This window comes from Streptomyces sp. 2A115 (assembly GCF_052245575.1).
In the GTDB taxonomy this organism is placed as follows: domain Bacteria; phylum Actinomycetota; class Actinomycetes; order Streptomycetales; family Streptomycetaceae; genus Streptomyces.
In genome coordinates this window covers 1-22,501 of sequence record NZ_JBQQCG010000053.1, presented here as the reverse complement: position 1 = coordinate 22,501, position 22,501 = coordinate 1, and the positions used below count along the sequence as shown (strand labels likewise).

At 69.8% G+C, this 22,501-nt stretch carries 18 protein-coding genes and 1 pseudogene; 7 read left to right on the top strand and 12 right to left on the bottom strand.

Annotated features, from left to right (window positions below; translation table 11 throughout):
* Positions 1 to 345: 345 nt before the first annotated feature.
* Together ACTWQR_RS35475 and ACTWQR_RS35470 are read left to right on the top strand one after the other, a co-directional pair.
* A complete protein-coding gene (locus ACTWQR_RS35475; RefSeq protein ID WP_443231338.1) occupies positions 346 to 2,547 on the top strand; it encodes a SpoIIE family protein phosphatase in 2,202 nt (733 codons plus the stop codon).
* A gap of 129 nt (positions 2,548 to 2,676) precedes the next feature.
* Positions 2,677 to 3,031: pseudogene (locus ACTWQR_RS35470) on the top strand (catalase); the annotation flags it as partial.
* A gap of 93 nt (positions 3,032 to 3,124) precedes the next feature.
* Here ACTWQR_RS35470 and ACTWQR_RS35465 read toward each other — a convergent pair.
* Complete coding sequence (locus ACTWQR_RS35465; protein ID WP_443231337.1) at positions 3,125 to 5,440, bottom strand: transglycosylase domain-containing protein; 2,316 nt, start codon at positions 5,438 to 5,440, stop codon at positions 3,125 to 3,127.
* Between the two features lie 260 nt (positions 5,441 to 5,700).
* On the opposite strand from ACTWQR_RS35465, the gene ACTWQR_RS35460 reads away from it, so the two are divergent.
* Positions 5,701 to 6,636 (top strand): SPFH domain-containing protein, encoded by a 936-nt coding sequence (locus ACTWQR_RS35460; protein WP_443231336.1) that lies wholly within the window; start codon positions 5,701 to 5,703, stop codon positions 6,634 to 6,636.
* Positions 6,633 to 6,905 carry a hypothetical protein gene (locus ACTWQR_RS35455; protein ID WP_443231335.1) on the top strand — a complete coding sequence of 91 codons (273 nt, stop codon included), beginning with the start codon at positions 6,633 to 6,635 and terminating at the stop codon, positions 6,903 to 6,905. The genes ACTWQR_RS35460 and ACTWQR_RS35455 overlap by 4 nt, the downstream gene beginning before the upstream one ends.
* 44 nt (positions 6,906 to 6,949) lie before the next feature.
* Here ACTWQR_RS35455 and ACTWQR_RS35450 read toward each other — a convergent pair whose 3' ends face one another.
* The 7 genes from ACTWQR_RS35450 to ACTWQR_RS35420 form a co-directional block, all read right to left on the bottom strand.
* Positions 6,950 to 9,289, bottom strand: coding sequence for an ABC transporter permease (locus ACTWQR_RS35450; protein WP_443231334.1), 2,340 nt, complete (start codon positions 9,287 to 9,289; stop codon positions 6,950 to 6,952).
* The gene (locus ACTWQR_RS35445) at positions 9,286 to 9,972 is read right to left on the bottom strand and encodes an ABC transporter ATP-binding protein (RefSeq protein ID WP_443231333.1); all 687 of its coding nucleotides are present in this window, start codon (positions 9,970 to 9,972) and stop codon (positions 9,286 to 9,288) included. Before ACTWQR_RS35445 ends, ACTWQR_RS35450 begins: the two co-directional genes overlap by 4 nt.
* Entirely contained in the window at positions 9,969 to 10,493 is a 525-nt protein-coding gene (locus tag ACTWQR_RS35440) for a PadR family transcriptional regulator (RefSeq protein ID WP_443231332.1), read from the bottom strand. Before ACTWQR_RS35440 ends, ACTWQR_RS35445 begins: the two co-directional genes overlap by 4 nt.
* A gap of 144 nt (positions 10,494 to 10,637) precedes the next feature.
* Entirely contained in the window at positions 10,638 to 12,014 is a 1,377-nt protein-coding gene (locus ACTWQR_RS35435) for an AI-2E family transporter (RefSeq protein WP_443231331.1), read from the bottom strand.
* A 126-nt stretch (positions 12,015 to 12,140) separates the two neighbouring features.
* Positions 12,141 to 12,854: a transglycosylase SLT domain-containing protein gene (locus ACTWQR_RS35430; RefSeq protein ID WP_443231330.1), complete on the bottom strand. Its 714-nt coding sequence runs from the start codon at positions 12,852 to 12,854 to the stop codon at positions 12,141 to 12,143.
* Between the two features lie 417 nt (positions 12,855 to 13,271).
* Entirely contained in the window at positions 13,272 to 14,597 is a 1,326-nt protein-coding gene (locus ACTWQR_RS35425) for a PhoH family protein (protein ID WP_443231329.1), read from the bottom strand.
* A gap of 321 nt (positions 14,598 to 14,918) precedes the next feature.
* Positions 14,919 to 15,692: an isoprenyl transferase gene (locus tag ACTWQR_RS35420; RefSeq protein WP_443231328.1), complete on the bottom strand. Its 774-nt coding sequence runs from the start codon at positions 15,690 to 15,692 to the stop codon at positions 14,919 to 14,921.
* A 569-nt stretch (positions 15,693 to 16,261) separates the two neighbouring features.
* Here ACTWQR_RS35420 and ACTWQR_RS35415 point away from each other — a divergent pair.
* Entirely contained in the window at positions 16,262 to 16,597 is a 336-nt protein-coding gene (locus tag ACTWQR_RS35415; RefSeq protein WP_443231327.1) for a DUF192 domain-containing protein, read from the top strand.
* Positions 16,598 to 16,900: 303 nt separating this feature from the next.
* Here ACTWQR_RS35415 and ACTWQR_RS35410 read toward each other — a convergent pair whose 3' ends face one another.
* Both ACTWQR_RS35410 and ACTWQR_RS35405 read right to left on the bottom strand, forming a co-directional pair.
* Positions 16,901 to 17,287, bottom strand: coding sequence for a winged helix-turn-helix transcriptional regulator (locus ACTWQR_RS35410; protein WP_443231326.1), 387 nt, complete (start codon positions 17,285 to 17,287; stop codon positions 16,901 to 16,903).
* Positions 17,288 to 17,431: 144 nt separating this feature from the next.
* Positions 17,432 to 19,381 (bottom strand): heavy metal translocating P-type ATPase, encoded by a 1,950-nt coding sequence (locus ACTWQR_RS35405; RefSeq protein ID WP_443231325.1) that lies wholly within the window; start codon positions 19,379 to 19,381, stop codon positions 17,432 to 17,434.
* Between the two features lie 79 nt (positions 19,382 to 19,460).
* On the opposite strand from ACTWQR_RS35405, the gene ACTWQR_RS35400 reads away from it, so the two are divergent.
* Positions 19,461 to 19,811, top strand: a complete 351-nt coding sequence (locus ACTWQR_RS35400; protein WP_443231324.1) for an ArsR/SmtB family transcription factor — start codon at positions 19,461 to 19,463, stop codon at positions 19,809 to 19,811.
* Between the two features lie 131 nt (positions 19,812 to 19,942).
* Here ACTWQR_RS35400 and ACTWQR_RS35395 read toward each other — a convergent pair whose 3' ends face one another.
* Entirely contained in the window at positions 19,943 to 20,719 is a 777-nt protein-coding gene (locus ACTWQR_RS35395) for a methyltransferase domain-containing protein (protein WP_443231323.1), read from the bottom strand.
* Between the two features lie 165 nt (positions 20,720 to 20,884).
* Between ACTWQR_RS35395 and ACTWQR_RS35390 the strand changes: the two genes are divergently transcribed.
* Positions 20,885 to 21,400: a DinB family protein gene (locus ACTWQR_RS35390; protein WP_443231322.1), complete on the top strand. Its 516-nt coding sequence runs from the start codon at positions 20,885 to 20,887 to the stop codon at positions 21,398 to 21,400.
* A 226-nt stretch (positions 21,401 to 21,626) separates the two neighbouring features.
* Here the strand turns inward: ACTWQR_RS35390 and ACTWQR_RS35385 are convergent.
* The coding region (locus tag ACTWQR_RS35385) for an LLM class flavin-dependent oxidoreductase (RefSeq protein ID WP_443231321.1) at positions 21,627 to 22,501 on the bottom strand (875 nt) is incomplete at its 5' end.

Here is a 22,501-nt window from a genome sequence, read left to right as displayed (position 1 = left end):
CGTCCTCCGCAACGAGCAGTCAGGGTCGGTGCGCAGCACCGTCGTTGAGGAGTGGTGGTCGGGCGGCGGGCGGGCGCGGAGCGACAACTCCCGGAGCATGCGCTGGGCTTGGCCATATGTCACCGAGGGGCGGCAGGACGTGAGCGAGCGGTACGAGGGCCACAGCGGTACGGCTCGCAGGCGTCCGGAGGGGCTGTTCCCGCCGGTGCCCGACGGGTTCGCCTCTGAGAGGCTGTCTGACCACGCGGGGATTCCGTTCCTGGGACAAGCATTCCGGGTATCGGGTTCTCTGCGGGACGAACTGCACGCACGGCGCGCAGCACCGGACGGATGGATTCGACACGCGTGACGGAGCACCCCACCTCCCACGAGCGCCGCCAGCCAAGCGCTGCCCGGCCCACCGCCCCCGCGGACCCCCGCGGGGCGGTCCTGCGTACCCCGGAGCCGCCGGCGCAGAGTTCCCCCGGTTTACCCGCACAGGGACGACCCGGCGATGCTCCGCCGTTGCCCGCCACGGGCACGCCCGCTCCCGGCGGCCAGTACCCGGTGGGCTCGCCCGTACCCACCGAGGCCCATGGTGCCGCCACCGGCACGCCCGCGTCCGGGACCCCGGCCGGCAGCCCGGACATTCCCGCGCCCTCAGGCGGTCACGGCCCGACCGGCACACCCACCGGATCAGGCCCCGAGCACTCCCAGCCGTCGGCCACGCAGCCCGGTCCGCACCGTCCGCGCCCCGCGCCCGAGAGCATCCCGGCCCAGTCGAGTACCGAGGCGGCCGCCGTCCAGGGCGGCATGGAGCGGCGTACGGGACAGGGACCGGTGCCGGGCGCTCCCATGCCCATGCGCCGGGACGGCGACCGGCTGCGCTTCGTGGGGGCCGCCACCCGGCGGATCGCCCGCGGCATCGACCTCGACGAGATCGTGATGGGCCTGTGCCGGGCCACCGTGCCGACCTTCTCGGACGCGATCCTCGTCTATCTGCGCGACCCGCTGCCGGTCGGCGACGAACGGCCCACCGGGCCCGTCGTACTGCGGCTGCGGCGCACGGACCGGATCCCGGAGGACCGGGACACCGAAGGTTTCCTGCTGCCCGCGCTGCAGCCCGAGCCCGACCTCGGGATCACCGCCGAGCTGTGCACGGTGCGGCCCGGCGGCGCGCTCGCCGAGGTGCTGCGCGGCGTACGGCCCGTCTTCGCGGACGCGCCCGCCGCGCGTGCCGCGCTGCCCGAGCTGATCGGCGAGGACCTGACCGTGCCGGGCGGCCAGCGCGCGATCCTGGCCCCGCTGCGCGGCCGCAGGCGCGTGATCGGCGCCGCGCTCTTCCTGCGCCGCCCGGACCGGCCGCCCTTCGAGACCGACGACCTGCTGGTCGCGGCCCAACTCGCCACGCACAGCGCGCTCGGCATCGACAAGGCGGTGCTGTACGGCCGCGAGGCGTACATCGCCGACGAGCTGCAGCGCACCATGCTGCCCGAGACCCTGCCGAACCCCACGGGCGTACGTCTCGCCAGTAGGTACCTTCCGGCCGCCGAGACCGCCCGCGTCGGCGGCGACTGGTACGACGCGATCCCCCTGCCCGGCAGCCGGGTCGCCCTCGTCGTCGGTGACGTCATGGGCCACTCCATGACCTCAGCCGCGATCATGGGCCAGCTGCGCACCACCGCGCAGACCCTCGCCGGGCTCGACCTGCCGCCGCAGGAGGTCCTGCACCACCTCGACGAGCAGGCCCAGCGCCTGGGCACCGACCGCATGGCCACCTGCCTGTACGCCGTGTACGACCCGGTCGCGCACCGGATCACCATCGCCAACGCGGGCCATCCGCCGCCGGTCCTGCTGCACCTGGGCGGCCGGGCCGAGGTGCTGCGCGTACCGCCGGGCGCCCCCATCGGCGTGGGCGGCGTGGACTTCGAGGCGGTCGAGCTGGACGCGCCCGCCGGAGCCACCCTGCTGCTCTACACCGACGGCCTGGTCGAGTCCCGGCTGCGTGACGTGTGGACCGGGATAGAGCAGCTGCGCGAACGGCTCGCCGCCACCGCCCAGTTGACCGGCGCGGACCATCCGCCGCCGCTCGAGGCGCTGTGCGACGAGGTGCTCGACATGCTCGGCCCGGGCGACCGGGACGACGACATCGCGCTGCTCGCCGCCCGCTTCGACGGCATCGCGCCGAGCGACGTGGCGCTCTGGCATCTGGACCCGGAGGACGCGGCGCCGAGGCAGGCCCGCCGACTGGCCCGCAAGGCACTCGCCCGCTGGGACATGGAGGACCTGACGGACTCCCTGGAGCTGCTCGTCAGCGAGGTCGTGACGAACGCCGTGCGCTATACGTCACGGCCCGTCTCGCTGCGTCTGCTCCGCACGGACGTGCTGCGCTGCGAGGTCGGCGACGACGTGCCGCAGCTGCCGCGGCTGCGGCAGGCACGGGCCACGGACGAGGGCGGCCGCGGGCTCTACCTGGTGAACAAACTGGCCAGGCGGTGGGGCGCGACCCGGCTGAGCACGGGGAAGGTGGTCTGGTTCGAGCTGAACCGAGGGGGAGCCTCGGGCTGAACCGAGGTGACCGCCCGACCGCGCTCGGAATTGAACCGAGATCAGGCCCCTCCAAATGTTGCTGACGTCCTGCCGGCGGAGTCGATTGGCCGGCGTGAGCGAAGCGACCTGAAAACCCTCCTTGAGACGCTGCTCGGGCTGTTCTCGTACCCGGACACCCGCCCGTACCGGATCGGCCCCAACTACGCGCGGCTGCCGCCCAACCGGCCGCACGCCCCGGTGAACGCGTACGCCGAGGACGGCCCGATGCGGTACGTGCCGTCGAACGCGGCGATGCCGTACGCGCCGAACTCGTACGGCTGTCCCCGCGGCCGACTACGGGCGCTTCGGCGCCCCGGCCGGCTGGGAGGCCACGTGTCGAACGTCAGCGGCCACCTGAAGGCCGGTGGTGTCGCGTCCGATCCTGGACCGGGCACTCCAGTACTGGCGCAACATCGACAGGGAGATCGGCGACCGGATCGCCAACGAGGTCAACGGAGGCTGACCGTACGGCGATAGAGACCGTACGTACGACGAGGGCGCCCGGAGCCATGTGCGGCTCCGGGCGCCCTCGTCGTACGGCCTCTGTCACTGAGCGCTACTGATCATCCGGTCTGTCGCCCGAGTCCTCCGGGAACTCGATCGGCGGCGGCGACGTGGTCGGAGGTGAGGCCGGCGGCGTCGTCGTCGGGTCGTCGTCCGGAGGCTCCTCGGTCGACGGATCGTCCGAGGGCTCGTCCGAGGGCCCGTCGGTCGACGGCGGCGGGCTGGTCGTCGGGTCGTCCGGAGGCTCCTCGGTCGACGGCGGCGGCGCGGTCGGCGTGGGCGGGGGCGTCGGCTTGACGGCCGCGCCCTGGTCGGTGTCCAGGTCGAACTTGGTGACGTCGCCCATCGCGTCGAAGGTGTACGCGGCCCATATCTGGGCGGGGTAACCACCACCGTTGACACGGCCCTTGCCCGGAAGGAGGCCCGTGGCGCCCGTCAGGGGGACCTGCGCGTTCGGGGGCTTGTCGTCCTCGCCGAACAGACCGACCGAGGTGACCAGGTCCGGCGTGTAGCCGGTGAACCAGGCCGACCTGTTGAAGTCGGACGTACCGGTCTTGCCCGCGACCTGCTGGCCGTCACGCGCCGGATTGTCGCGTACGGACGTCTGGGCCGTACCGTCGTCGACCACGCCGGTCAGCACCGAGGTCACCGTGTCGGCTGCCTCGACGGGGATGACCTGCTCGCCGATCGCATCCGGGAACTTGACCGCACGGTCCTTGTGCTCGGCCGACTTCACCACGGCCGGGGTGACCTTCTTGCCGTGGTTGTCGAGGGTCGCGTAGATCCCGGCCATCTCCAGCGGGCTGGCACCCATCGTGCCGAGGGTCTGCGCGGGCACGGCCTGCATGCCCTCGACGTCCATGCCCAGCTCGCCCGCGGTCTTCATGACCTGGTCCATGCCGACGTCGACGCCCATCTGCGCGAAGACGGAGTTGATGGACTTGTTCATCGCGGTCTGGACGGTGACGTCGCCGTAGCTCTGCTTGTCCTCGTTCGGAGGCGCGAACCCGACCTTCTTGCCGTTGTCCACGACGGGGCGCTTGGTCGTGCCGTCGTAGATCGTGTTCGCCGTGATCGGCTTGCCGTCCTGGGTCTCCGACTCGTTCGCCAGCGCGGCGGCGAGGATCACGGGCTTGAACGTGGAGGCGGGCTGGTAGTCGCGGCGCGTCGCGTTGTTCCTGAAGTGCTTGAAATAGTCCACGCCGCCGTACATCGCGAGGACTTCGCCCGTCTTCGGATCGACGGAGACGGCACCGGCCTGGACGTCCGCGTCGACGTCACGCTTCTTCTTGTCCAGCTTGCTGGTGAGCCTCGCCTTGACGGCCTTCTCCAGCTGGGCCTGCTTCTTCTTGTCGATGTTCACGGTGACGGTCCAGCCGCCCGCCTCGACCTTCGCCTCAGCGTCCTCCAAGTCGGTGGCGGTCCCCTGGGCGACGAGCTGCCGCTCCAGCGCCGCGTTGGCCGCGTTCACCAGATAGCCGGTCTGCCCCTCCTGGCCGGGCGCGCCCTGGGGGTCCTTCGGCACGGGGAACTTCATGCCCGCCCGCTTCGAGGAGTCCAGCCAGTTCTCCTCGACCATGTTGTCCAGTACGTAGTCCCAGCGCTGCTTGACCAGTTTCTTGCCGGTGTCGGTCGCGACCGCCCAGTCGTACTGACTCGGCGCCTGCAACAGCGCGGCGAGGTAAGCGCCCTGCTGGACCGTCAGCTTGCTCGCGTCGACGCGGTAGTACGCCTGTGCTGCGGCTTGGATGCCCCAGGAGTTGCGGCCGTAGTAACTGGTGTTGATGTAGCCCGCGAGGATGTCGTCCTTGGAGTACTGGCGGTCCACCTTCAGTGAGATGACCAGTTCCTTCAGCTTGCGCGTGACGGTCTGGTCCTGCGTGAGGTAGTAGTTCTTGACGTACTGCTGGGTGATCGTCGAGCCACCCTGCTTGCCCTTGCCGGACACGGTGTTGAGCAGGCCGCGCGCGGTGCCCTTCAAGTCGACGCCGGCGTCCTTGTAGAAGGATTTGTTCTCGGCGGCGACGAAGGTCCGCTGGACGGGCTTGGGGACCTCGGCGAGTTCCACGATCTCGCGGTTGGTTTCGCCGGTGCGGGCGAGGACCGTGCCGTCGCTGTACTTGTAGATGTTGCTCTGCTGCTTCGCGGCGGCGTTGCCCTTGGGGACGTCGATGATCAGGTACAGCACGACGAACGCGGCCATGCCCAGCAGACAGAGACCGAAGAACGTACCCAGGATCTTCTTCCAGGTGAAGAAGCGGCGTATACCGCCCTTGGCACCACCCTCGGCACCGGCCTTGGACGGGCGTTTCGGCGCGGCGCGGTGGCCACCGCGCTGCCGCGCCCGTCTCTCTTCCGCTCGTCCCATGGGTCCGGCCGCTCCGCTTCAGTCTCGTGTGTCTCACAGGTTCGTAGCTCAGGTCAGCTCAGCAAACTAACACCGCGGCTGGGGACAAAGGTTCGCCGATCCAGCCTTTTACGGACGTGAGAATCAGCACCTGTCCCTATGGAACCGACCACTCAGAGGGGTGGAAGGTTGCCATGACGGGTAAAGTGATATCACTTTGCTAGACTGAAGCTATGCGCCCGGGCAACGGGCGGCAGGACCACGAAACGGGGGATTCGCCCATGTCAACGCACGACTCACCGACCACCGCCGACGTACCCGAGATGCCCGCACCGCGCGTGCGGGAGTTCGCCGCGCACAGCATCGGCGGCGGGCTCGCGCTGCTGCTCGGGCTGGTCGGACTGCTGCTGGGTGTCGCGATGATCGTCACCGCCACGGCGGTGGACTCCACCGGCGGCAAGGCCACGCTCATCGTGCTCGGCATCCTGATCGCACTCGCGGCCTTCGTCGCCATGTGCGGCCTGAACATGGTGGCGCCCGGCCAGGCCCGCGTCGTCCAGCTCTTCGGCCGCTACCGGGGGACGATCCGCGAGGACGGGCTGCGCTGGGTGAACCCCCTGACCTCGCGTACGAAGATCTCGACGCGGGTCCGCAACCACGAGACGGCCGTACTCAAGGTCAACGACGCCTACGGCAACCCGATCGAGCTCGCCGCGGTCGTGGTGTGGCGGGTGGAGGACACCGCGCAGGCGACCTTCGAGGTGGACGACTTCCTGGAGTTCGTCGCCACGCAGACGGAGGCGGCGGTGCGGCACATCGCGATCGAGTACCCCTATGACGCGCACGACGAGGAGGGCCTGTCGCTGCGCGGCAACGCGGAGGAGATCACAGAGAAGCTCGCCGTCGAACTGCACGCGCGCGTGGAGGCCGCGGGCGTCCAGATCATAGAGTCGCGCTTCACGCATCTCGCGTACGCACCCGAGATCGCCTCGGCGATGCTCCAGCGGCAGCAGGCGGGCGCGGTCGTCGCCGCCCGGCGCCAGATCGTGGACGGTGCGGTCGGCATGGTCGAGGCGGCGCTCGCCCGGATCACCGAGCGGGACATCGTCGAGCTGGACTCCGAGCGGAAGGCGGCGATGGTGTCGAACCTGATGGTGGTCCTGTGCGGCGACCGCGCTCCCCAGCCCGTCCTCAACACGGGGTCCCTCTACCAGTGACCTCGTCTTCGGAACCGTCGGAGGGGGCTCCCGAGGGGACGCCCTCCAAGCGGCGGCCGCAGCAGCAGCGCAAGCAGGTGCTGCTGCGGCTGGATCCGCTGGTGTACGACGCACTGGCCCGCTGGGCCGGGGACGAGCTGCGCTCGGCCAACGCCCAGATCGAGTTCCTGCTGCGACGGGCACTGGCGGAGTCCGGCCGCCTGCCGGGCGGGACCGGCCCCATGCCTCGGCGGGGGCGGCCTCCCCGTTCCGGGGAGGCCGAGGAGTAGGGGCTCCCCGGCTCCCCGGCTCCCTTGGGGACACACCAGGTGTCCTATTCCGTACGCAGCCCGTCCGGACGCATCAGCCGCAGCAGGGCCGGCACGCTGAGGGCCGTCACCAGGAGGACGACCGCCGCCCCGATGCCTGTCATCGACAGGACGCTCAGCCAGTCCACGGTCACCGAAGTGGCCGTCATCTTCAGCAGGACCGCGCCCAGGGCGAGCCCCACGACCGAGGCGAGGACCAGGCCGAGTGCGATCGGGATCGCGGTCTGCCACAGCACCGACAGGCTCAGCGTGCGGCGCCGGGTACCGAAGGCGACGAGCGCCGACAGGAGCCTCTTGCGCTCACGCAACTGCTCCAGTTGGGAGACCAGCAGGCTGGCGCCGATCAGCGCGAGGACGCAGGCCGCGCCGACGAACAGACCGGTGCGGATGGAGGAGAAGCGCTCCGACTGCTGGCTCGACACGAACACCATGGGTTGCGCGAACATGTCGATGCCCGCCGTGGTGTTGCGTACGCGGTCGCGCACGTCCGGCACCGACGGGTCGAGCGTGAGGTAGATCTGTCCGGCGACGGTCCGGGCCACCTGGTCGGGCAGCGCGCTCGGGGTGATCAGGAAGCCCCCGCGTGCCCAGCCCGTCGGGTCCTTGCGCGGCGCGGCATCCTTGATGTCGCGCGGCACGGTCCAGGCGGCCTCCGCGCCCTTGGTGGAGTCGGTGTAGGAGGGATCGATGTAGACCGCCGTGCCGGGCTTGCTGAGCTTGGGGGTCTCCGTGTCGTCCTGGGCGTTCCGCACGGCGAAGACGTCACCCTCGCGGCAGGACGGCAGCTTCGCCACCTCGCGCAGTGCCGCGCAGTTCCCGACGGTCAGTCCCGCGGAGGACTCGGGGTCCGTCCTGCTCGCGCCCAGCCAGCTGTCGCCGACTGCCGTCGTGTCGCGTACGCCCCGGGTTTCGGCGAGCTTCCGGTCGGCTTCGGCGAGCGGGACAGTGGTCGGCACGGAGACCGTCATCTGGGCGCGCGAGAGGTCCTGGCCGGTGTCCTTCGTGTAGTCGTCGGCGACCCCGGAGAACAGCATCTGCAGGGCGATCGCGCCGGCCACCGCCACCGCGATGCCGTTGACCATGCGGGCCGCGGTGCCACTGCTCAACTGGAGCCTGCGGACCGCCAGTTGCCAGGAGACCGAGCCGGAGTTGAGGCGGGCCACGACGGCCTCCACGACCCAGGGCAGCAGCGCGGTGATGCCGATGAGCAGCAGGATCACACCGCCGGACACCATGTACTCGTTGAAGCCCCCGTTGCTGCGGCCCCTGCCGATCATCGGGGTGAGCAGCGCGAGTCCGCCCAGCGGCAGCAGGAGCCGCCACCACAGTCGGCGCCGCGCGGGCCGGGCCGTACGCACCACGCCGAGCGGCTCGATGACCACACCGCGCAGGGCGAGCAGCGTCACCACGACCGCGGCCGCCGGGACGGCGACGCCGATCAGAACGGCGAGAACCGGTGTCGGGTTGAGGTTGCTCGGGAACACACTGACATCGAAGAGCTCGAGGGTGCCGGCGATCTGCCGGCCGATCAGGAAGAACCCGGTGCCGAAGGCCAGCCCGAGGACCGCGCCCGAGAGCGCCTCGCCCGCCGCGATCCGGTGCGTCATCCGGCTGTCGGCGCCGACCAGCCGCAGCGCCGCGAGCCTGCGGTCGCGCCGCTCGCCGCCGAAGCGTACGGCCGCGGCGATGAAGACACCGACCGGCATCAGCAGCACGACGAAGACCGTGAGGATGAGCAGCAGCAGAACGGGGTCCATCGGTTCGGACGGCTGATCGTCCGGCGATCCGAAGCTGTCGATGCGGCTGACCTTGCCGGAGTCGATGTGCGCGTCGAGTCCGTCGGCGCCCGCGTAGTAGGCGAGTTCGGCCGGGCCGATGAGGCCGCTGTCCCCGATCGTGCCCGTCACGCGGTACGGCAGCCGCTCGCGCAGGAGTTCGCCGTCCCCGGACTTCAGCAGCTTGTCGAGTGCCGGGGAGACGACCATCTCGCCCTGCGCGGGGAACTTCGTCACCCCGGGCGGCAGCGGCGGCCGGCTGCCTTCGGGCTGCAACGCGCGGCCCCGGACGTTCAGTTCGCGGTACTCGGTGTCGAGGGTGTCCGAGACGAGCACGGTGTTGTCGGCCTTGGCCATGTCGTTCTCGCCGTACATCTGGTCCGCCCGGGCGTACTCACGGCTCTCCCGTGCGTCCAGCGCGCTCGGTATCGCGGTGGTGAGCAGCAGCAGCGCCACGCCGAGACCGACGCCGATGCCCGTGAGCAGGACGCGCACCCAGCCCTCGCGGCCCCCGGTGAACGCGAACTTGGCGCCCATGGCCAGATCCCTGGACCACTGGCGTGCACTCATACGACGCGCTCCATGTCCCGTGACTTGCCGTCCCGTACGACGATCTCGCGGTCGGAGTACGCCGCCACGCGCGCCTCGTGCGTGACGAGGACGACGGCGGCGTTGGCGGACCGCGCCGCGTCCGTGAGCAGCTCCATCACGCGCTCGCCGTTGAGCGAGTCGAGCGCGCCGGTGGGTTCGTCGGCGAAGAGCATGCGCGGGCTGGTGACCAGCGCGCGGGCGACGGCGACGCGCTGTCCCTGACCGCCGGAGACCTCGCCGGGCCGCTTGGCCTTCAGGTCGTCGACCTCCAGGCGTTCCATCCACGACAGGGCGGTGCGCTCGGCCTCCTTGCGGCTCGTGCCGTTCAGCCGCAGCGGCAGGGCCACGTTCTCGACGCAGGTCAGCTCGGGGACGAGCTGGCCGAACTGGAAGACGAAGCCGAACTCGGAGCGGCGCAGCGCGCTGCGCTGGGAGTCGTTCATCGTCGCCATCTCGCGGCCGTCGTACATGATCGAGCCCGAGTCGGGCGGCACGATGCCGGCGAGGCAGTGCAGGAGGGTCGACTTGCCGGAGCCCGAGGGACCCATCACGGCGACGACCTCGCCCGGGTGAATGGAGAACTCGGCACCGTCGAGGGCCTTGGTGGGGCCGTACGCCTTGTGCAGGTCGTAGGCCGCGAGCAGGGAGCCTGCGGGGGTCATCGGGTCACTACCTCGGCGAGTTTCGAGAGGCGCGCGGCGGTGAGTTCCAGCCACCGCAGGTCCGCCTCGAGATGGAAGAGGGCGTGGTCGCAGATCAGTTGGTCGGCGAGATCACCCTTGCGCTTGCGGTCGGTGAGGATCCGCATCATGCGCAGGTGCTCCGACCGCTGGGTGTCGAGGATCTCGGACGCGTCCCGGTGCGTCAGGAGGGCGAGGACGACCTTCGTGTAGAGGGTCGACTGGAGGTACGGCTCCGGCTTCTCCGGCGTCGCCAGCCACCGCCGGACATCGGTGACGCCCGCCTCGGTGATCGCGTACCGCTTCCGTTCGGGACCACCGCCCGACTCCATCCCGTCGACCTCCACGAGGCCGTTCTTCAGCAGCCGGGACATCGTCGAATAGACCTGGCCGTAGTGCAGTGGCCGGTCGTGACCGAACTTCTCGTCGAAGGCCCGCTTCAGGTCGTAACCGTGACGGGGCCCGGACTCCAGGAGCCCTAGGAGCGTGTGACCGATGGACATGCGGATGACTCTACACAGTGCGTATACACGGCGTGTATACGCACTGTGGATAGCCGACTTCAGGGGGTACGAAGCCGCAGGCCAGGGCCGATTGTCACGGTTCCGCTACTGCGGGAGGCCTCAGCTCATCGAGCACCTACACACCTACGCCGACGGCGGTGTGTCCGGCGGTCTCCGCTCCACCGGAGCCACGCCCATCACCGTCGCCCCGTGCGGCGCCGGAGACTGACGGAGGTCCGATTCCCGGGTGTACGAACGCAGGTAGCCGACCACCGTGTTGGTGACCGCGACGAGCGGGACCGCGACCACCGCGCCGCCGATCCCCGCGATCAGTCCACCCCCGGCGACCGACAGAACGACCGCCAGCGGATGGACCCGTACCGCACGCCCCAGGATGAACGGCTGAAGGATGTGGCCCTCGATCTGCTGAACGGCCAGCACGACCGCCAGCGTCATGACCGCCGTGAACACCCCCTGCGTCACCAGCGCGACCACCACCGCCAACGCCCCCGACACCACTGCACCGACCAGCGGGACGAACGCGCCCAGGAAGATGAACACGGCGAGCGGGACCGCCAACGGCACGTCGAGGAAGAAGATGCCGAGGCCGATGAAGATGGCGTCGATGAGAGCCACTACCACCGTGCCTCGCACATAGGCGGTGAGAGTGCGCCACGCGCGCGGCCCCGCCCCCGCGACCCCCGGCCGGGCAGCCGCCGGCACGAGCTTGAGCGTCCACTCCCAGATGCGCTTGCCGTCATAGAGAAGGAAGAGCGTGGAGAACATCGTGAGGAGAATGCCGGTCAGCGCCTCGACGATGACGGTGACGCCTTCGAGGCCCGCGGACGTGATCTCTTCCGTGTTCGCCCCGACAGCCTCGCGGAGACTCTTGGAGATGTCCCTGATCTGGTCCTCGGTCACATGGAACGGACTGTCGAGCAGCCAGCGCTGCAACTCGTCGATACCGTCCTGGACTTGGTCGGAGAGGTCGTCGATGTTCTCCATGACCTGCCAGACCACGAACCAGCCGACCAGCCCCATGATCACGAAGCCGAGGATCGCGGTGAGCGCGGTGGCGAGCCCGCGCGGCATCCCGTACCGCCGCAGCCGCGCCACGGTCGGCTGGAGCAGCGCGGTGATGAGCAGCGCGGCGACGAAGGCGAGGACGACGAGCTGTACGGCGCTGATGACGCGCATCAACACCCAGACGGTGCCCGCGAGTACGAGCAACCGCCACCCGGCCTCTGCGGCGACCCGGACACCCCACGGGACGGCCGCGGCGGGATCGGGACGGATGACGGTCACGACGGGGGCGCCCGAAGGCGAAGGCGGGGACGACGACGAGGAGGGCGAGGACGAGGGCGGCACCGGCTCGGAAGACGGCCCCCGGACGTCCGCGTCGTCCTTGCCGCCGTCGACGCCCTCAGCCCTCTCGGCCTCGAGGCGGCGCGCGTCCAACCGCTCACCCATCTCGGTGAGTCGGGCGCCGAGCCGACCGAGCCACCTTGGCACTCGCGACATGATCCGTCCCTTTTCCCCGTTGCTCCCCACCACTCCCCCCTGGAGTCTTCGGGGTCGACCGTACATGGCCGAAGCCCCTCACCGTAGGACGGTGAGGGGCTTCGGGAAGTTGAGCGGCGGGCCGACTCAGTAGTAGTTGTTGGCCTGCCAGAAATCCCATGCGCCGCACGGGCTGCCGTAGCGGTCGTTCATGTAGCTGAGGCCCCACTTGATCTGGGTGGCCGGGTTTGTCGCCCAGTCGGCGCCGGCGGAGGACATCTTGGAACCCGGCAGCGCCTGCATCAGGCCGTAGGCGTCGGAGGTGGGGTTGTCCGCCCGGTAGTTCCAGTCCGACTCGTGATCCACGATGGTGCTGAAGCACTCGAACTGGTCCGCCGGGACGATCTGGCGGGCCATGTCCTGGATCTGCGCGACGGTGTACGAACCCTGCGCCGGGAAGCTGGACGGGTCGCGTTTGGCGGAACGGCTGGCGGCCTCCTGGGCCTCCTTGCGTTCCTTCGCCTCCTGCTCAGCCTTCTCCGCGGCCTTCTGCTTGGCGATCGCGTCCTTGGCTGCCTGCTTGCGCGCGGCCTCCTCGGCGTCCTTCCGAGCGGTCGAGTCCGCGGCGATGGCCTGCGAGTCCGCCTGCTGCGTCAGGGAAGCGGTCTGCACCTGAGCCTGCTGGCCCGCAGGTATGTCCGCGAGCAGCGTCGCGTCGCTCGCCGTTGTGTCGGAGTCGTCCGCGGGTGCGGTGTTGCCCGAGGCAACACCGGTGACAGCGCCGACAGCGGTGACCGCGGTGGCCGAAGCCACTGCGAATCCCCGGACCGAAATCCGGCTCACACGGTTTCCTTCCAGCATCGCCCGCTACAGGTGACCCTCGCGGACGCAATCGTGCCCTTGACTCTGGCCTCCCAACTGCGGGGTCACGGGAGGCGCGGGCCCGGTGGGCAACTCCCGTAACGGGAGCGCCACATGGTGCTCGGGCGGCATACGACGGCGTTATGGAGTTCTGATGCTTCTGCTGTGCCGTACCGCTGGGGGTACAGGTGTGTCGTATGCGGGGCCTGACAGGACTGAGACTCTGCCGCACCCCGGCGCCGGGAGGCAATTCTGTGTTGAGTGTGAAAGCTCACACCTCGTTTGCCTCACGCGTTTCCCGGAAACGAGCACACACCAAGACGCCGCCCGGCTAGGCTCTTCGCCTTTGCCGGACGGCGTCAACTACCGTGTAGCCACCACCTTTTGACCAATCAGGACCAGGTGGGGCGGGTGGGATCAGATATGCCCGTCCTCCAGCATTTCGGTCACAAGCGCCGCAATCTGGGACCGCTCGGACCTGGTGAGCGTGACGTGCGCGAAGAGCGGATGACCCTTCAGCTTCTCCACGACGGCCACGACACCGTCGTACCGCCCGACGCGCAGATTGTCCCTCTGTGCCACGTCATGAGTCAGAATGACCCGTGAATTCGCGCCGATTCGGGACAGAACGGTCAACAGGACGTTCCGCTCCAGGGATTGGGCCTCGTCCACGATCACGAACGCGTCGTGGAGCGAGCGGCCGCGGATGTGCGTGAGCGGCAGGACCTCCAGCATGCCGCGCGCGGTGACCTCTTCGATGACCTCGCGGCTGGTGACCGCGGAGAGCGTGTCGAAAACCGCCTGCGCCCAGGGGCCCATCTTCTCGGACTCGGAGCCGGGCAGATAGCCGAGCTCCTGCCCGCCCACCGCGTACAGCGGCCGGAAGACCATCACCTTCTTGTGCTGGCGTCGCTCCAGCACGGCCTCCAGGCCCGCGCACAGCGCGAGCGCGGACTTTCCGGTGCCGGCCCGGCCGCCCATCGACACGATCCCGACGTCCGGGTCGAGCAGCAGATCCAGCGCGATGCGCTGCTCCGCGCTGCGCCCCTTGATGCCGAAGGCCTCCCGATCGCCCCGTACGAGCCGGACGTTGCCCTCGGACGTCACGCGTCCCAGAGCCTTGCCGCGCTCGGAGTGGATCATCAGGCCCGTGTGCACCGGGTACTCGGAGGCCTCGGGGACGTACAGGCTCTCCTCCTCGAAGAGGAGGTCCACCTGCTCGCCGGCCAGGGTCAGTTCGGACATTCCGGTCCAGCCGGACGAGCCCGTGATGGCGAGCTCCGCGCGGTACTCCTCGGCGAGGAGGCCGACGGACGAGGCCTTGATCCTGAGCGGCAGGTCCTTGGACACGACCGTGACGTCGAATCCCTCGGCCTGCAGATTGCGGGCGACCGCGAGGATGCGGGAGTCGTTGTCCCCCAGGCGGTAGCCGCTGGGCAGCACGCTGGGGTCCGAGTGATTGAGCTCGACACGTACGGTCCCGCCCATCTCCCCGGTGGGGATGGGGGCATCGAGACGGCCGTACTTCACCCGGTAGTCGTCGAGCAGGCGCAGGGCCTGCCGGGCGAAGTAACCGAGTTCGGGATGGTGCCGCTTGGCCTCCAATTCCGTGACCACCACGATCGGAAGCACAACTTCATGCTCGTCGAAGCGGCTCATGGCGTGCGGGTCGGCCAGCAGGACGCTGGTGTCGAGAACATAGGTGCGCCGGTCTGGCATACGGCGCTTTGTGCTGGTCACCACGGAAGGACGTACCCCCTCGGATGAGGTCGGGGAGCGACGGAGGAGAACTGGACCGGTCTCGGGCACCGATGCACGGGCCGAAAACCGGCCCTCCGCTTCGTCCGTACTGACCGCACGGTCGGGCTGGTGCAAAGGGCCTCCCGGGCGGACGGCCCCGTGCCGTCCGCTGAGATACGACACCCGTGGTTCGGGCGTCGACCTGCATGGCTTATGCCCTCGAACGAGCGCGGCCATGCCAGGACATATAACGGCGCGCTCGTTAACTCCTGATGACGTACGTCCCTGAGGGTGCTCCCTGTGGGCGGGAACACATCCGGAGGTTCAGCCTCCGTAACGCCGGTGTCGCGCCGCGTAGTCACGCAGGGCGCGCAGGAAGTCGACCTTGCGGAAGGCCGGCCAGAAGACCTCGCAGAAGTAGTACTCGGAGTGGGCCGTCTGCCAGAGCATGAATCCGGACAGCCGCTGCTCGCCACTCGTACGGATCACGAGGTCGGGGTCGGGCTGGTCGCTGGTGTAGAGGTGCTTGCCGATCATGTCGATGTCGACGTTCTCGGCGAGCTCCTCCATCGAGGTGCCCTTGTCGGCGTGGTCGAGGATCATCGAGCGCACGGCGTCGGCGATCTCCTGGCGGCCGCCGTAGCCGATGGCGACGTTCACGACTATCCCGTCCACGTGCGCGGTGGTCTCCTCGGCCTCCTTCAGGACGGTCTGCATCGGCGAGGGCAGGATGTCGGGCGTGCCCACGTGGTGCACGCGCCAGCGACCGTCGGCGGCGAGGGAGCGTACGACGTTCTCGATGATGCCGAGCAGCGGTACGAGCTCTTCCTTGGGGCGGTCGAAGTTGTCCGTCGACAGCAGCCAGAGGGTCACGACCTCGACGTCGGTCTCGGAGCACCAGCCGAGGAACTCCTCGATCTTGTCAGCTCCGGCCCGGTGCCCCTGAGCGGCGGTGCTGCCCGCTGCCTTCGCCCAGCGCCGATTGCCGTCCATGATGACCCCGATGTGCTTGGGCACCTGGTCGTGGTCAAGGTGGCCTTCCACCCTGCGTGCATAGAACCTGACCAGCAAGCGGCGCAGGTTGTCGCGCAGGTTCACGTGTTTGTCAGCCCCTCCGTGCAGACGGCAGTCCCCGAGGGCGACACCCTACCGCTGTGCGAGGGCCATTTCCCCTTGGGGTACAAGGGCTCCCGCTCGCCGAGCGCTCGCCGGTCGCCACTGGGTGGGGCCGATCCTCGGGAGCGTCGGGACCGAGTTGCGGGAGCCGCACCTCGAGCGGCAGCGAGCCGCACGGAGGCGAGGTTGCGGCGGGGGCGTACGCCAGGCGCGTGGCAGCGCACAAAAAAACGGGCCGGTCCGTGGGGGGGAGACGGACCGGCCCGAGGGGGGGTTTCCACCATAACCCTTCGTGAGGGATGACGCGTACATCGGCGTGCCACAACTACTCTCCGAAATCGCCCGACAACGCCTGAGTGGGTGCGGAACCGTTCATTCAGGGTCGGATCATGGCCGAATAACAGCGGATTCCAAGGGAATCGAGAGATATCCGGAGGGATCCAGGGGGTTCGGGGATTGTTTTGGGACATTCGGCCACATGCCTCGGACGTACGCCCCAAGGGTGACGCGGACACCGACGTCCACTTGACGCCGGCGCTAACTTCGCAGCCATGGCCACGCTCATGACCCCACACGCACCGGACCCCGTACCACTTGAGCTCGCCGAGTCCGGCCGGGCACGGCGGCGCGGGCTGCTCGGGCGGGACGGGATCGAGGGAGCGCTGCTGCTGACACCGGCGAGCGCGGTGCACACGCTGGGGATGCGATTTCCGGTCGACGTCGCCTACCTGGACCGGAAGCTGCGGGTCCTGGCGGTCCGGACCATGCGCCCGGGACGGATCGGGCTGCCCAGGTTCCGGGCCCGGCACGTGCTGGAGGCGGAGGCCGGGGCGATGGAGCGGTGGGGGCTGCGGCGCGGGGCGCTGGTCTCGGTGCGGGACATCTGAGGCGGAACGCCTGAGGCGACGTGCGGGCCTTCGGGGTGCCGTACCGGCTTCCGCGGGCGGTCCGGTGCTGGTGCCAGTGGCGGGGCACCGGGTCCGGTGGTGGTGCCGGTGACAGGACACCGGGTCCAGTGGTGCTGGTGGCAGGGGCACCGCGCAGCCCCCTCCGCTGCGCGGTACCGTCACGCGCGGCTTTGCTCACGCGAATTACCTTGGTCTGAACTTACGCGAGACGGAGGAGTGCATCGAGCCATTCGGCATAACGATGTGGGAACTCTGTGAGGTTTCCCGGGATTTTCCAGGTCCTCATCCGGACTGGACCGCGGCGATCGATGGCTCTTTGCTCAACTCTGGGTGTTTACGGCGGATAATTTCCCTCATGTGTCGATCGCCCCATTCGCCCAGTGGGAGCAGGGCGGTGTTCAACGCCTTGCCCAGCTCGGTCAGCGAGTACTCGACCCGGGGCGGCACCTCCCCGTACACCTCGCGGTGCACCACACCGTCCGCCTCCAGCTCGCGCAGCTGCTGGCTCAGCACCTTCTCGCTGACCCCCGAGACATGCCGGCGCAGCTCCCCGAAGCGCAGCGTCCCGCCCTCGTGCAGCGCCCACAGGACCATCGGCTTCCACTTGCCGCCCACGACGTCCACGGCGGCGTCCAGACCACAGCTGTAGGGACCCTTGCCCTTCGACATGGCCAACTCCTCCCAAACCGGGGCAGCGGACGGAATCCGAATCCGACCTCTTTCGGCCTGACGTCGTCGCTGCCATGACATCGAGGATCACATGGGACGAGTCTCGCGCGGCGCGGTGAACGACAACTCCGGTCGGCCATGGGCTCATTCCCGCCAAGCGCTCTCCCGCAGCAGGCGCAGGCCGTTGAGGCCGACCAGGATCGTGGAGCCCTCGTGGCCGGCGACGCCGAGAGGCAGAGGCAGGTGACCGGCCAGATCCCAGATCACCAGGGCGGTGATGAACGCGCCCGCGACGCACAGGTTCTGGATGACCAGGCGGCGGGCACGTCGGGAGAGGGCGACGGCCTTGGGGACGGCCGTGAGGTCGTCGGCGACGAGCACCGCGTCGGCGGTCTCCAGGGCGAGGTCCGAGCCCCCGCGGCCCATCGCGACGCCGGTGTGGGCGGCGGCCAGGGCGGGCGCGTCGTTCACGCCGTCACCGATGAAGAGAACGTTGCCGCCCAACTCCTTTACCATGTCGGCCTTTTCATGCGGGAGCAGGTCCGCGTGCACGCCCTCGGGCGGGATGCCGGTCCGTTCGGCCACGGCGTGGGCGGCGCGGTGGTTGTCGCCGGTGAGGAGGGCGGGCGGGGCGGTGGTGAGGCGGTTCAGAGCCGTGACGGCGGCGGGGGCGCCCGGGCGGAGCCGGTCGGCGAGGAGCAGCCAGCCGGCCCGCTCGCCGTCCACGCGGACGACGACCGCGGTGCCCTCGGCGTCGGGCGCCGTCCGCTCGCCGAGGCGCTCGGGTGAGCCGACCTCCACCTCACGCCCGCCCACCACTGCGGTCACTCCGCGGCCCGGGGCGGACTGGAAGTCGTAGGCCTCCTGGCGCGGGAGATGCGGGAGGTACGGGAGGTACTGGAGATGCATGAGATGCGGGAGGTCTTGTGCTGCCGCCACGATCGCGCGGCCGATCGGATGCTCGCTGCGATGCTCGGCTGAGGCGGCGAGGGCGAGCAACTCGTCCTCGGAGAAGGGGTGCTCCGGGATCACCTTGGTGAGATGGGGATCGCCCTCCGTCAGGGTGCCGGTCTTGTCGTACGCGATGGTGTCGGCCTGGCCGAGCCGCTCCATGACGACGGCGGACTTGGTGAGGACGCCATGGCGGCCCGCGTTGGCGATCGCGGAGAGGAGGGGCGGCATCGTCGCCAGGACCACCGCGCACGGGGACGCGACGATCATGAAGGTCATGGCACGCAGCAGTGCGCTGGTCAGGTCGGCGCCGACGGCGAGCGGGACGACGAAGACGAGGACGGTCGCGGCCACCATGCCGAGCGCGTAGCGGTTCTCGATGCGCTCGACGAAGAGCTGAGTCGGCGCCTTGGTGCGGGACGCCTCCTCGACGAGCGCGACGACGCGGGCGATGACCGTGTCGGAGGGGTCGCGCTCGACGCGGACGCGAAGGGCGCCGGCGCCGTTCAGGGTGCCGGCGAAGACCTCGTCGCCCTCCGCCTTCGGTACGGGCAGGGGTTCGCCGGTGATGGTCGCCTGGCCGATCTCGCTCGCGCCGTCGAGGACGCGGCCGTCGGCGCCGACGCGTTCGCCGGGGCGTACCAGCACCACGTCCCCGATGGCGAGTCGGTCGACGGCGACCGTCTCCTCCGTACCGCTGCCGGGACCCAGGCGCGTGGCCGTCTGGGGCGCCAGGTCGAGGAGGCCGCGGACGCTGTCCTCGGTGCGGGCGGTGGCCAGGGCCTCCACGGCGCCCGAGGTGGCGAAGATGACAATCAGCAGCGCACCGTCCATGACCTGGCCGATCGCGGCCGCGCCGAGCGCCGCGACGATCATCAGCAGGTCGACGTCGAGTGTCTTCTCGCGCAGCGTCCTGAGCCCTTCGAGGGCGGGCTCCCAGCCGCCGGTGACGTAAGCGGCCGCGTACAGCGGGCCCCACAGCCAGGCGCTCGCGTCGAACAGCTGGAGCGGCAGCGCGAGCAGGAAGGCCACCGTGGAGGCGGCGGCCCAGCGGGCTTCGGGGAGGGCGAGGAAGCGGGTGCGGCTCGGCTTGGCGCGGGTGGGGGACTTGGTGTCTGGGCGTGCGGAGGTGAGGACGGCCATGCGGCCACCGTACAGGAATACATGAACACCTCTTCATTCATGCCGACTGTTGGCGCGTCCGGATCGATACGATGACGGCATGGGCCATGGAGTCGACGAGAAGAGCACCACCCGCGAACGTCTGGACGCCGTCGGCGCCGCGGACGTCGCCGCGACGCTCCAGGCCCTCGCCACGCCTTCCCGGCTGCGCATCCTGGCGCGCCTGCGCGAGGGGCCGTGCGCGGTCGGCGAGCTGGCGGAGGCGGCGGGCCTGGAGCAGTCGGCGTGCTCACACCAGCTGCGGCTGCTGCGGAACCTCGGGCTCGTCACGGGTGAGCGACGCGGACGGTCGATCGTGTACGCGCTGTACGACCACCACGTCGCGGAGCTGCTGGAGGAGGCGCTGCGCCATGTGGAGCACCTGCGGTTGGGGTTGCGGGACGAAGCCTGAGCGTGCGGGGGGCTCGCCCGGTTCGCCTACGGCTTGCGTGCCCATGGCTTACGGGCCCATGGCTTACGGGCCCATGGCTTACGGGCCCATGGCTTACGGGCCCATGGCTTACGGGCCCATGGCTTACGGGCCTACGGCTTGCGTGCTTCGATGAGGTGGCGGGTGCTGTGCGCCACGAAAGGGCCCTCCGCCTCGATCCGCTCGTACAGGGCGCGGAGTTGGGGCAGGTACTGGCCGGCGGTGAAGCCGGGGACCATCCACACCACCTTTCGCAGGAAGTGCACGACAGCTCCGACGTCGTGGAACTCCATCCGCAGCCGCTCCGCACGCACGTCCACGATCTCGAGCCCGGCGGCCTCGGCCCCGGCGCGCTCGCGGTCGGGGTGGCGGGCGTTGCGCTGGGCGTCGGGCTGCGATCCGAGGAAGAACTCGACGATCTCGTAGGCGCTGTCGGGGCCCACGTGCTGGGCGAAGTACGTCCCACCCGGCCTGAGGACGCGGACGATCTCCGTCCAGTGCGCCCGCACCGGGTGCCGGCTCGTGACGAGATCGAACGCCGCGTCACCGAACGGCAGCGGGGCATCCTCCGGCGAGGCGACGACCACCGCGCCGCGCGGGTGCAGGAGGGCGGTGGCCTTGGCGACGTTCGGGGGCCAGCCCTCGGTGGCGACGGTGAGCCTCGGCAACTCCCTTGCCGACGCGAGGACTTCGCCGCCGCCCGTCTGGATGTCGAGAGCGGCCTCCACCTTGGCCAGGCGCTCCCCCATGGCCCGTGCGTACCCCCAGGAGGGCCGCGCCTCGGTGGCTCGCCCCTCGAACCACGAGAAGTCCCACCCTTCGGTGGGGGCGGCTTCGGCTTCTGAGACGAGTTCTTCGAATTCCTTGGAGGTACGGGTGATCCGGCTCATCCGGTGATGGTGGCAGGTGGGGTTTTGGTACCGCGACTGGTTTGTCCGGGGGCGTGGCTCTTCGGGCGTTGTCGGTGGGCGTTGTCGGTGGGCGTTGTCGGTGGGCGCTGTCCGTGGTCGTCGTTGTTCGTGGGCGTTGTCGGTCGCCGCTGTTACGTTCGCGGTATGACTGCTCCGGGATCTGGGATGCCGTACGCCGGCGACGAGAAGGAGAGCCTGCACGCGAGCCTCGACCGCCAGCGGGACGCCGTGCTCGGGAAGCTGGAGGGGCTGGACGACGAGCAGCTGCGCCGGCCCATGACGCCGTCCGGCACGAGCCTATTGGGGCTGGTGAAGCACCTCGGCTCGATCGAATACGGCTGGTTCTGCTCGACGTTCGGCCGTGAGGTGGAGCCGCTCTGGTTCGACCCGTACACGGAGGAGGACATGACTGTCGGCCCCGGTGAGACGACAGCCCGGATCGTGGACTTCTACGGACGTGCGCGAGCAGCGGCCGATCTCGTGATCACCGAGCTGCCGCTGGACACCCTCGGCAAGCCCGCGTGGCGCGAGGGCGGGGCATCGTTGCGCTGGGTCCTGATCCACATGATCGAGGAGACGGCTCGGCATGCGGGACACATGGACATCGTGCGGGAGTTGATCGACGGGGCGACGGGGGATCGCCCGCGAGGCGGGTCCTAGGCATCCCGGACGACCCGGACGTCGGGGAGTATCGCCGGGTCGCCTCGGTGTCGTGTTCCTACTCGCGGAACACGTCAAGGTCGGCTTCTTCCACAGCTCTCAGATGTGCGTGTGCGTCTGCGTCTGCGTGTGCCTGCGCGTCGTCGCTCATGGCGACGGAGTCTGGCACCGGGTACTGACAGTCGGCATGAGCGACGACGGGGCTGGAGCCAGGCTGGGCTGGGGCTTACGGGACGAGGGGGCGTACGTCCTCGGCCGCGAAGCGGATGAAGCCCTCGGGGTCCGGTTCGTCGGCGGTCGGCTGGAGGATCACGCTGTCGGCGCCGGCTTCCGCGAGGCGTTCGACGGCCTTGGCGACCGTCTCGGCGTTCCCGGCGACTCCGAGGGCGGGGACCGACGCAAGGTCTTCGGTCTCGAGCTCGGCCCGGAGACGGGCGGCTGCGTCCGGACCGGTGGCGGTGAGGAGGTAGACGACGACCCGGTGGGGATCGTCAGTACGAGAGGCCACTTTCCGCCCCTCTTCGATGAGTCGGCGCGCCTTTCGTACGCCCTCGAGTGATGTGCTCGCGGTGAGGATGGTGCCGTCCGCGGCCTCTCCGGAGAGCCGGAGCGAACGCGGGCCGGTGGCTCCCGCGAGGATCTCCACCGCCGCCTCCGGGGGCCAGTCGAGGGCGACGTCGTCGAGCTTCACGTACCGGCCGTTCGTGGTGACGCGCTCGCCCCGCAGCAGCGCGCGCAACGCCACGAGGTGCTCGCGCAGAAGCGTCACAGGCGACTCGGCCCTCGCCCCGACCTGTCCCATCCAGTCCTGTACGCCGTGGCCGACGCCCACGATGACTCGGCCCGGGAAGAGGCGGTGCAGGGTGGCGGCCTCCATCGCGGTCACGGCGACGTTCCGCAGGGGCACGGGCAGCAACCCCACTCCCACCCGCAGGCGTTCCGTCCAGGCGAGCGCTGCTGCCGCCGCCGAGATCCCTCCTTCCAGGAAACAGTCCTCCCACAACCAGAGTTCCTCCAGCCCGGCGTCTTCCGCGACGCGGACCATGGTCCGTAGGCGTTCTGGGGGCAGTTGAGGCCGGAATACAGCACCGAGTGCGGTCA

What these genes read in the sequence shown, in the direction of transcription:
- ACTWQR_RS35465 (WP_443231337.1), bottom strand. Translation starts at nt 5,440, where the DNA reads ATGGGACGAGCGGAAGAGAGACGGGCGCGGCAGCGCGGTGGCCACCGC.
- ACTWQR_RS35460 (WP_443231336.1), top strand. Translation starts at nt 5,701, where the DNA reads ATGTCAACGCACGACTCACCGACCACCGCCGACGTACCCGAGATGCCC.
- ACTWQR_RS35450 (WP_443231334.1), bottom strand. Translation starts at nt 9,289, where the DNA reads ATGAGTGCACGCCAGTGGTCCAGGGATCTGGCCATGGGCGCCAAGTTC.
- ACTWQR_RS35445 (WP_443231333.1), bottom strand. Translation starts at nt 9,972, where the DNA reads ATGACCCCCGCAGGCTCCCTGCTCGCGGCCTACGACCTGCACAAGGCG.
- ACTWQR_RS35440 (WP_443231332.1), bottom strand. Translation starts at nt 10,493, where the DNA reads ATGTCCATCGGTCACACGCTCCTAGGGCTCCTGGAGTCCGGGCCCCGT.
- ACTWQR_RS35435 (WP_443231331.1), bottom strand. Translation starts at nt 12,014, where the DNA reads ATGTCGCGAGTGCCAAGGTGGCTCGGTCGGCTCGGCGCCCGACTCACC.
- ACTWQR_RS35430 (WP_443231330.1), bottom strand. Translation starts at nt 12,854, where the DNA reads ATGCTGGAAGGAAACCGTGTGAGCCGGATTTCGGTCCGGGGATTCGCA.
- ACTWQR_RS35415 (WP_443231327.1), top strand. Translation starts at nt 16,262, where the DNA reads ATGGCCACGCTCATGACCCCACACGCACCGGACCCCGTACCACTTGAG.
- ACTWQR_RS35410 (WP_443231326.1), bottom strand. Translation starts at nt 17,287, where the DNA reads ATGTCGAAGGGCAAGGGTCCCTACAGCTGTGGTCTGGACGCCGCCGTG.
- ACTWQR_RS35405 (WP_443231325.1), bottom strand. Translation starts at nt 19,381, where the DNA reads ATGGCCGTCCTCACCTCCGCACGCCCAGACACCAAGTCCCCCACCCGC.
- ACTWQR_RS35400 (WP_443231324.1), top strand. Translation starts at nt 19,461, where the DNA reads ATGGGCCATGGAGTCGACGAGAAGAGCACCACCCGCGAACGTCTGGAC.
- ACTWQR_RS35395 (WP_443231323.1), bottom strand. Translation starts at nt 20,719, where the DNA reads ATGAGCCGGATCACCCGTACCTCCAAGGAATTCGAAGAACTCGTCTCA.
- ACTWQR_RS35390 (WP_443231322.1), top strand. Translation starts at nt 20,885, where the DNA reads ATGACTGCTCCGGGATCTGGGATGCCGTACGCCGGCGACGAGAAGGAG.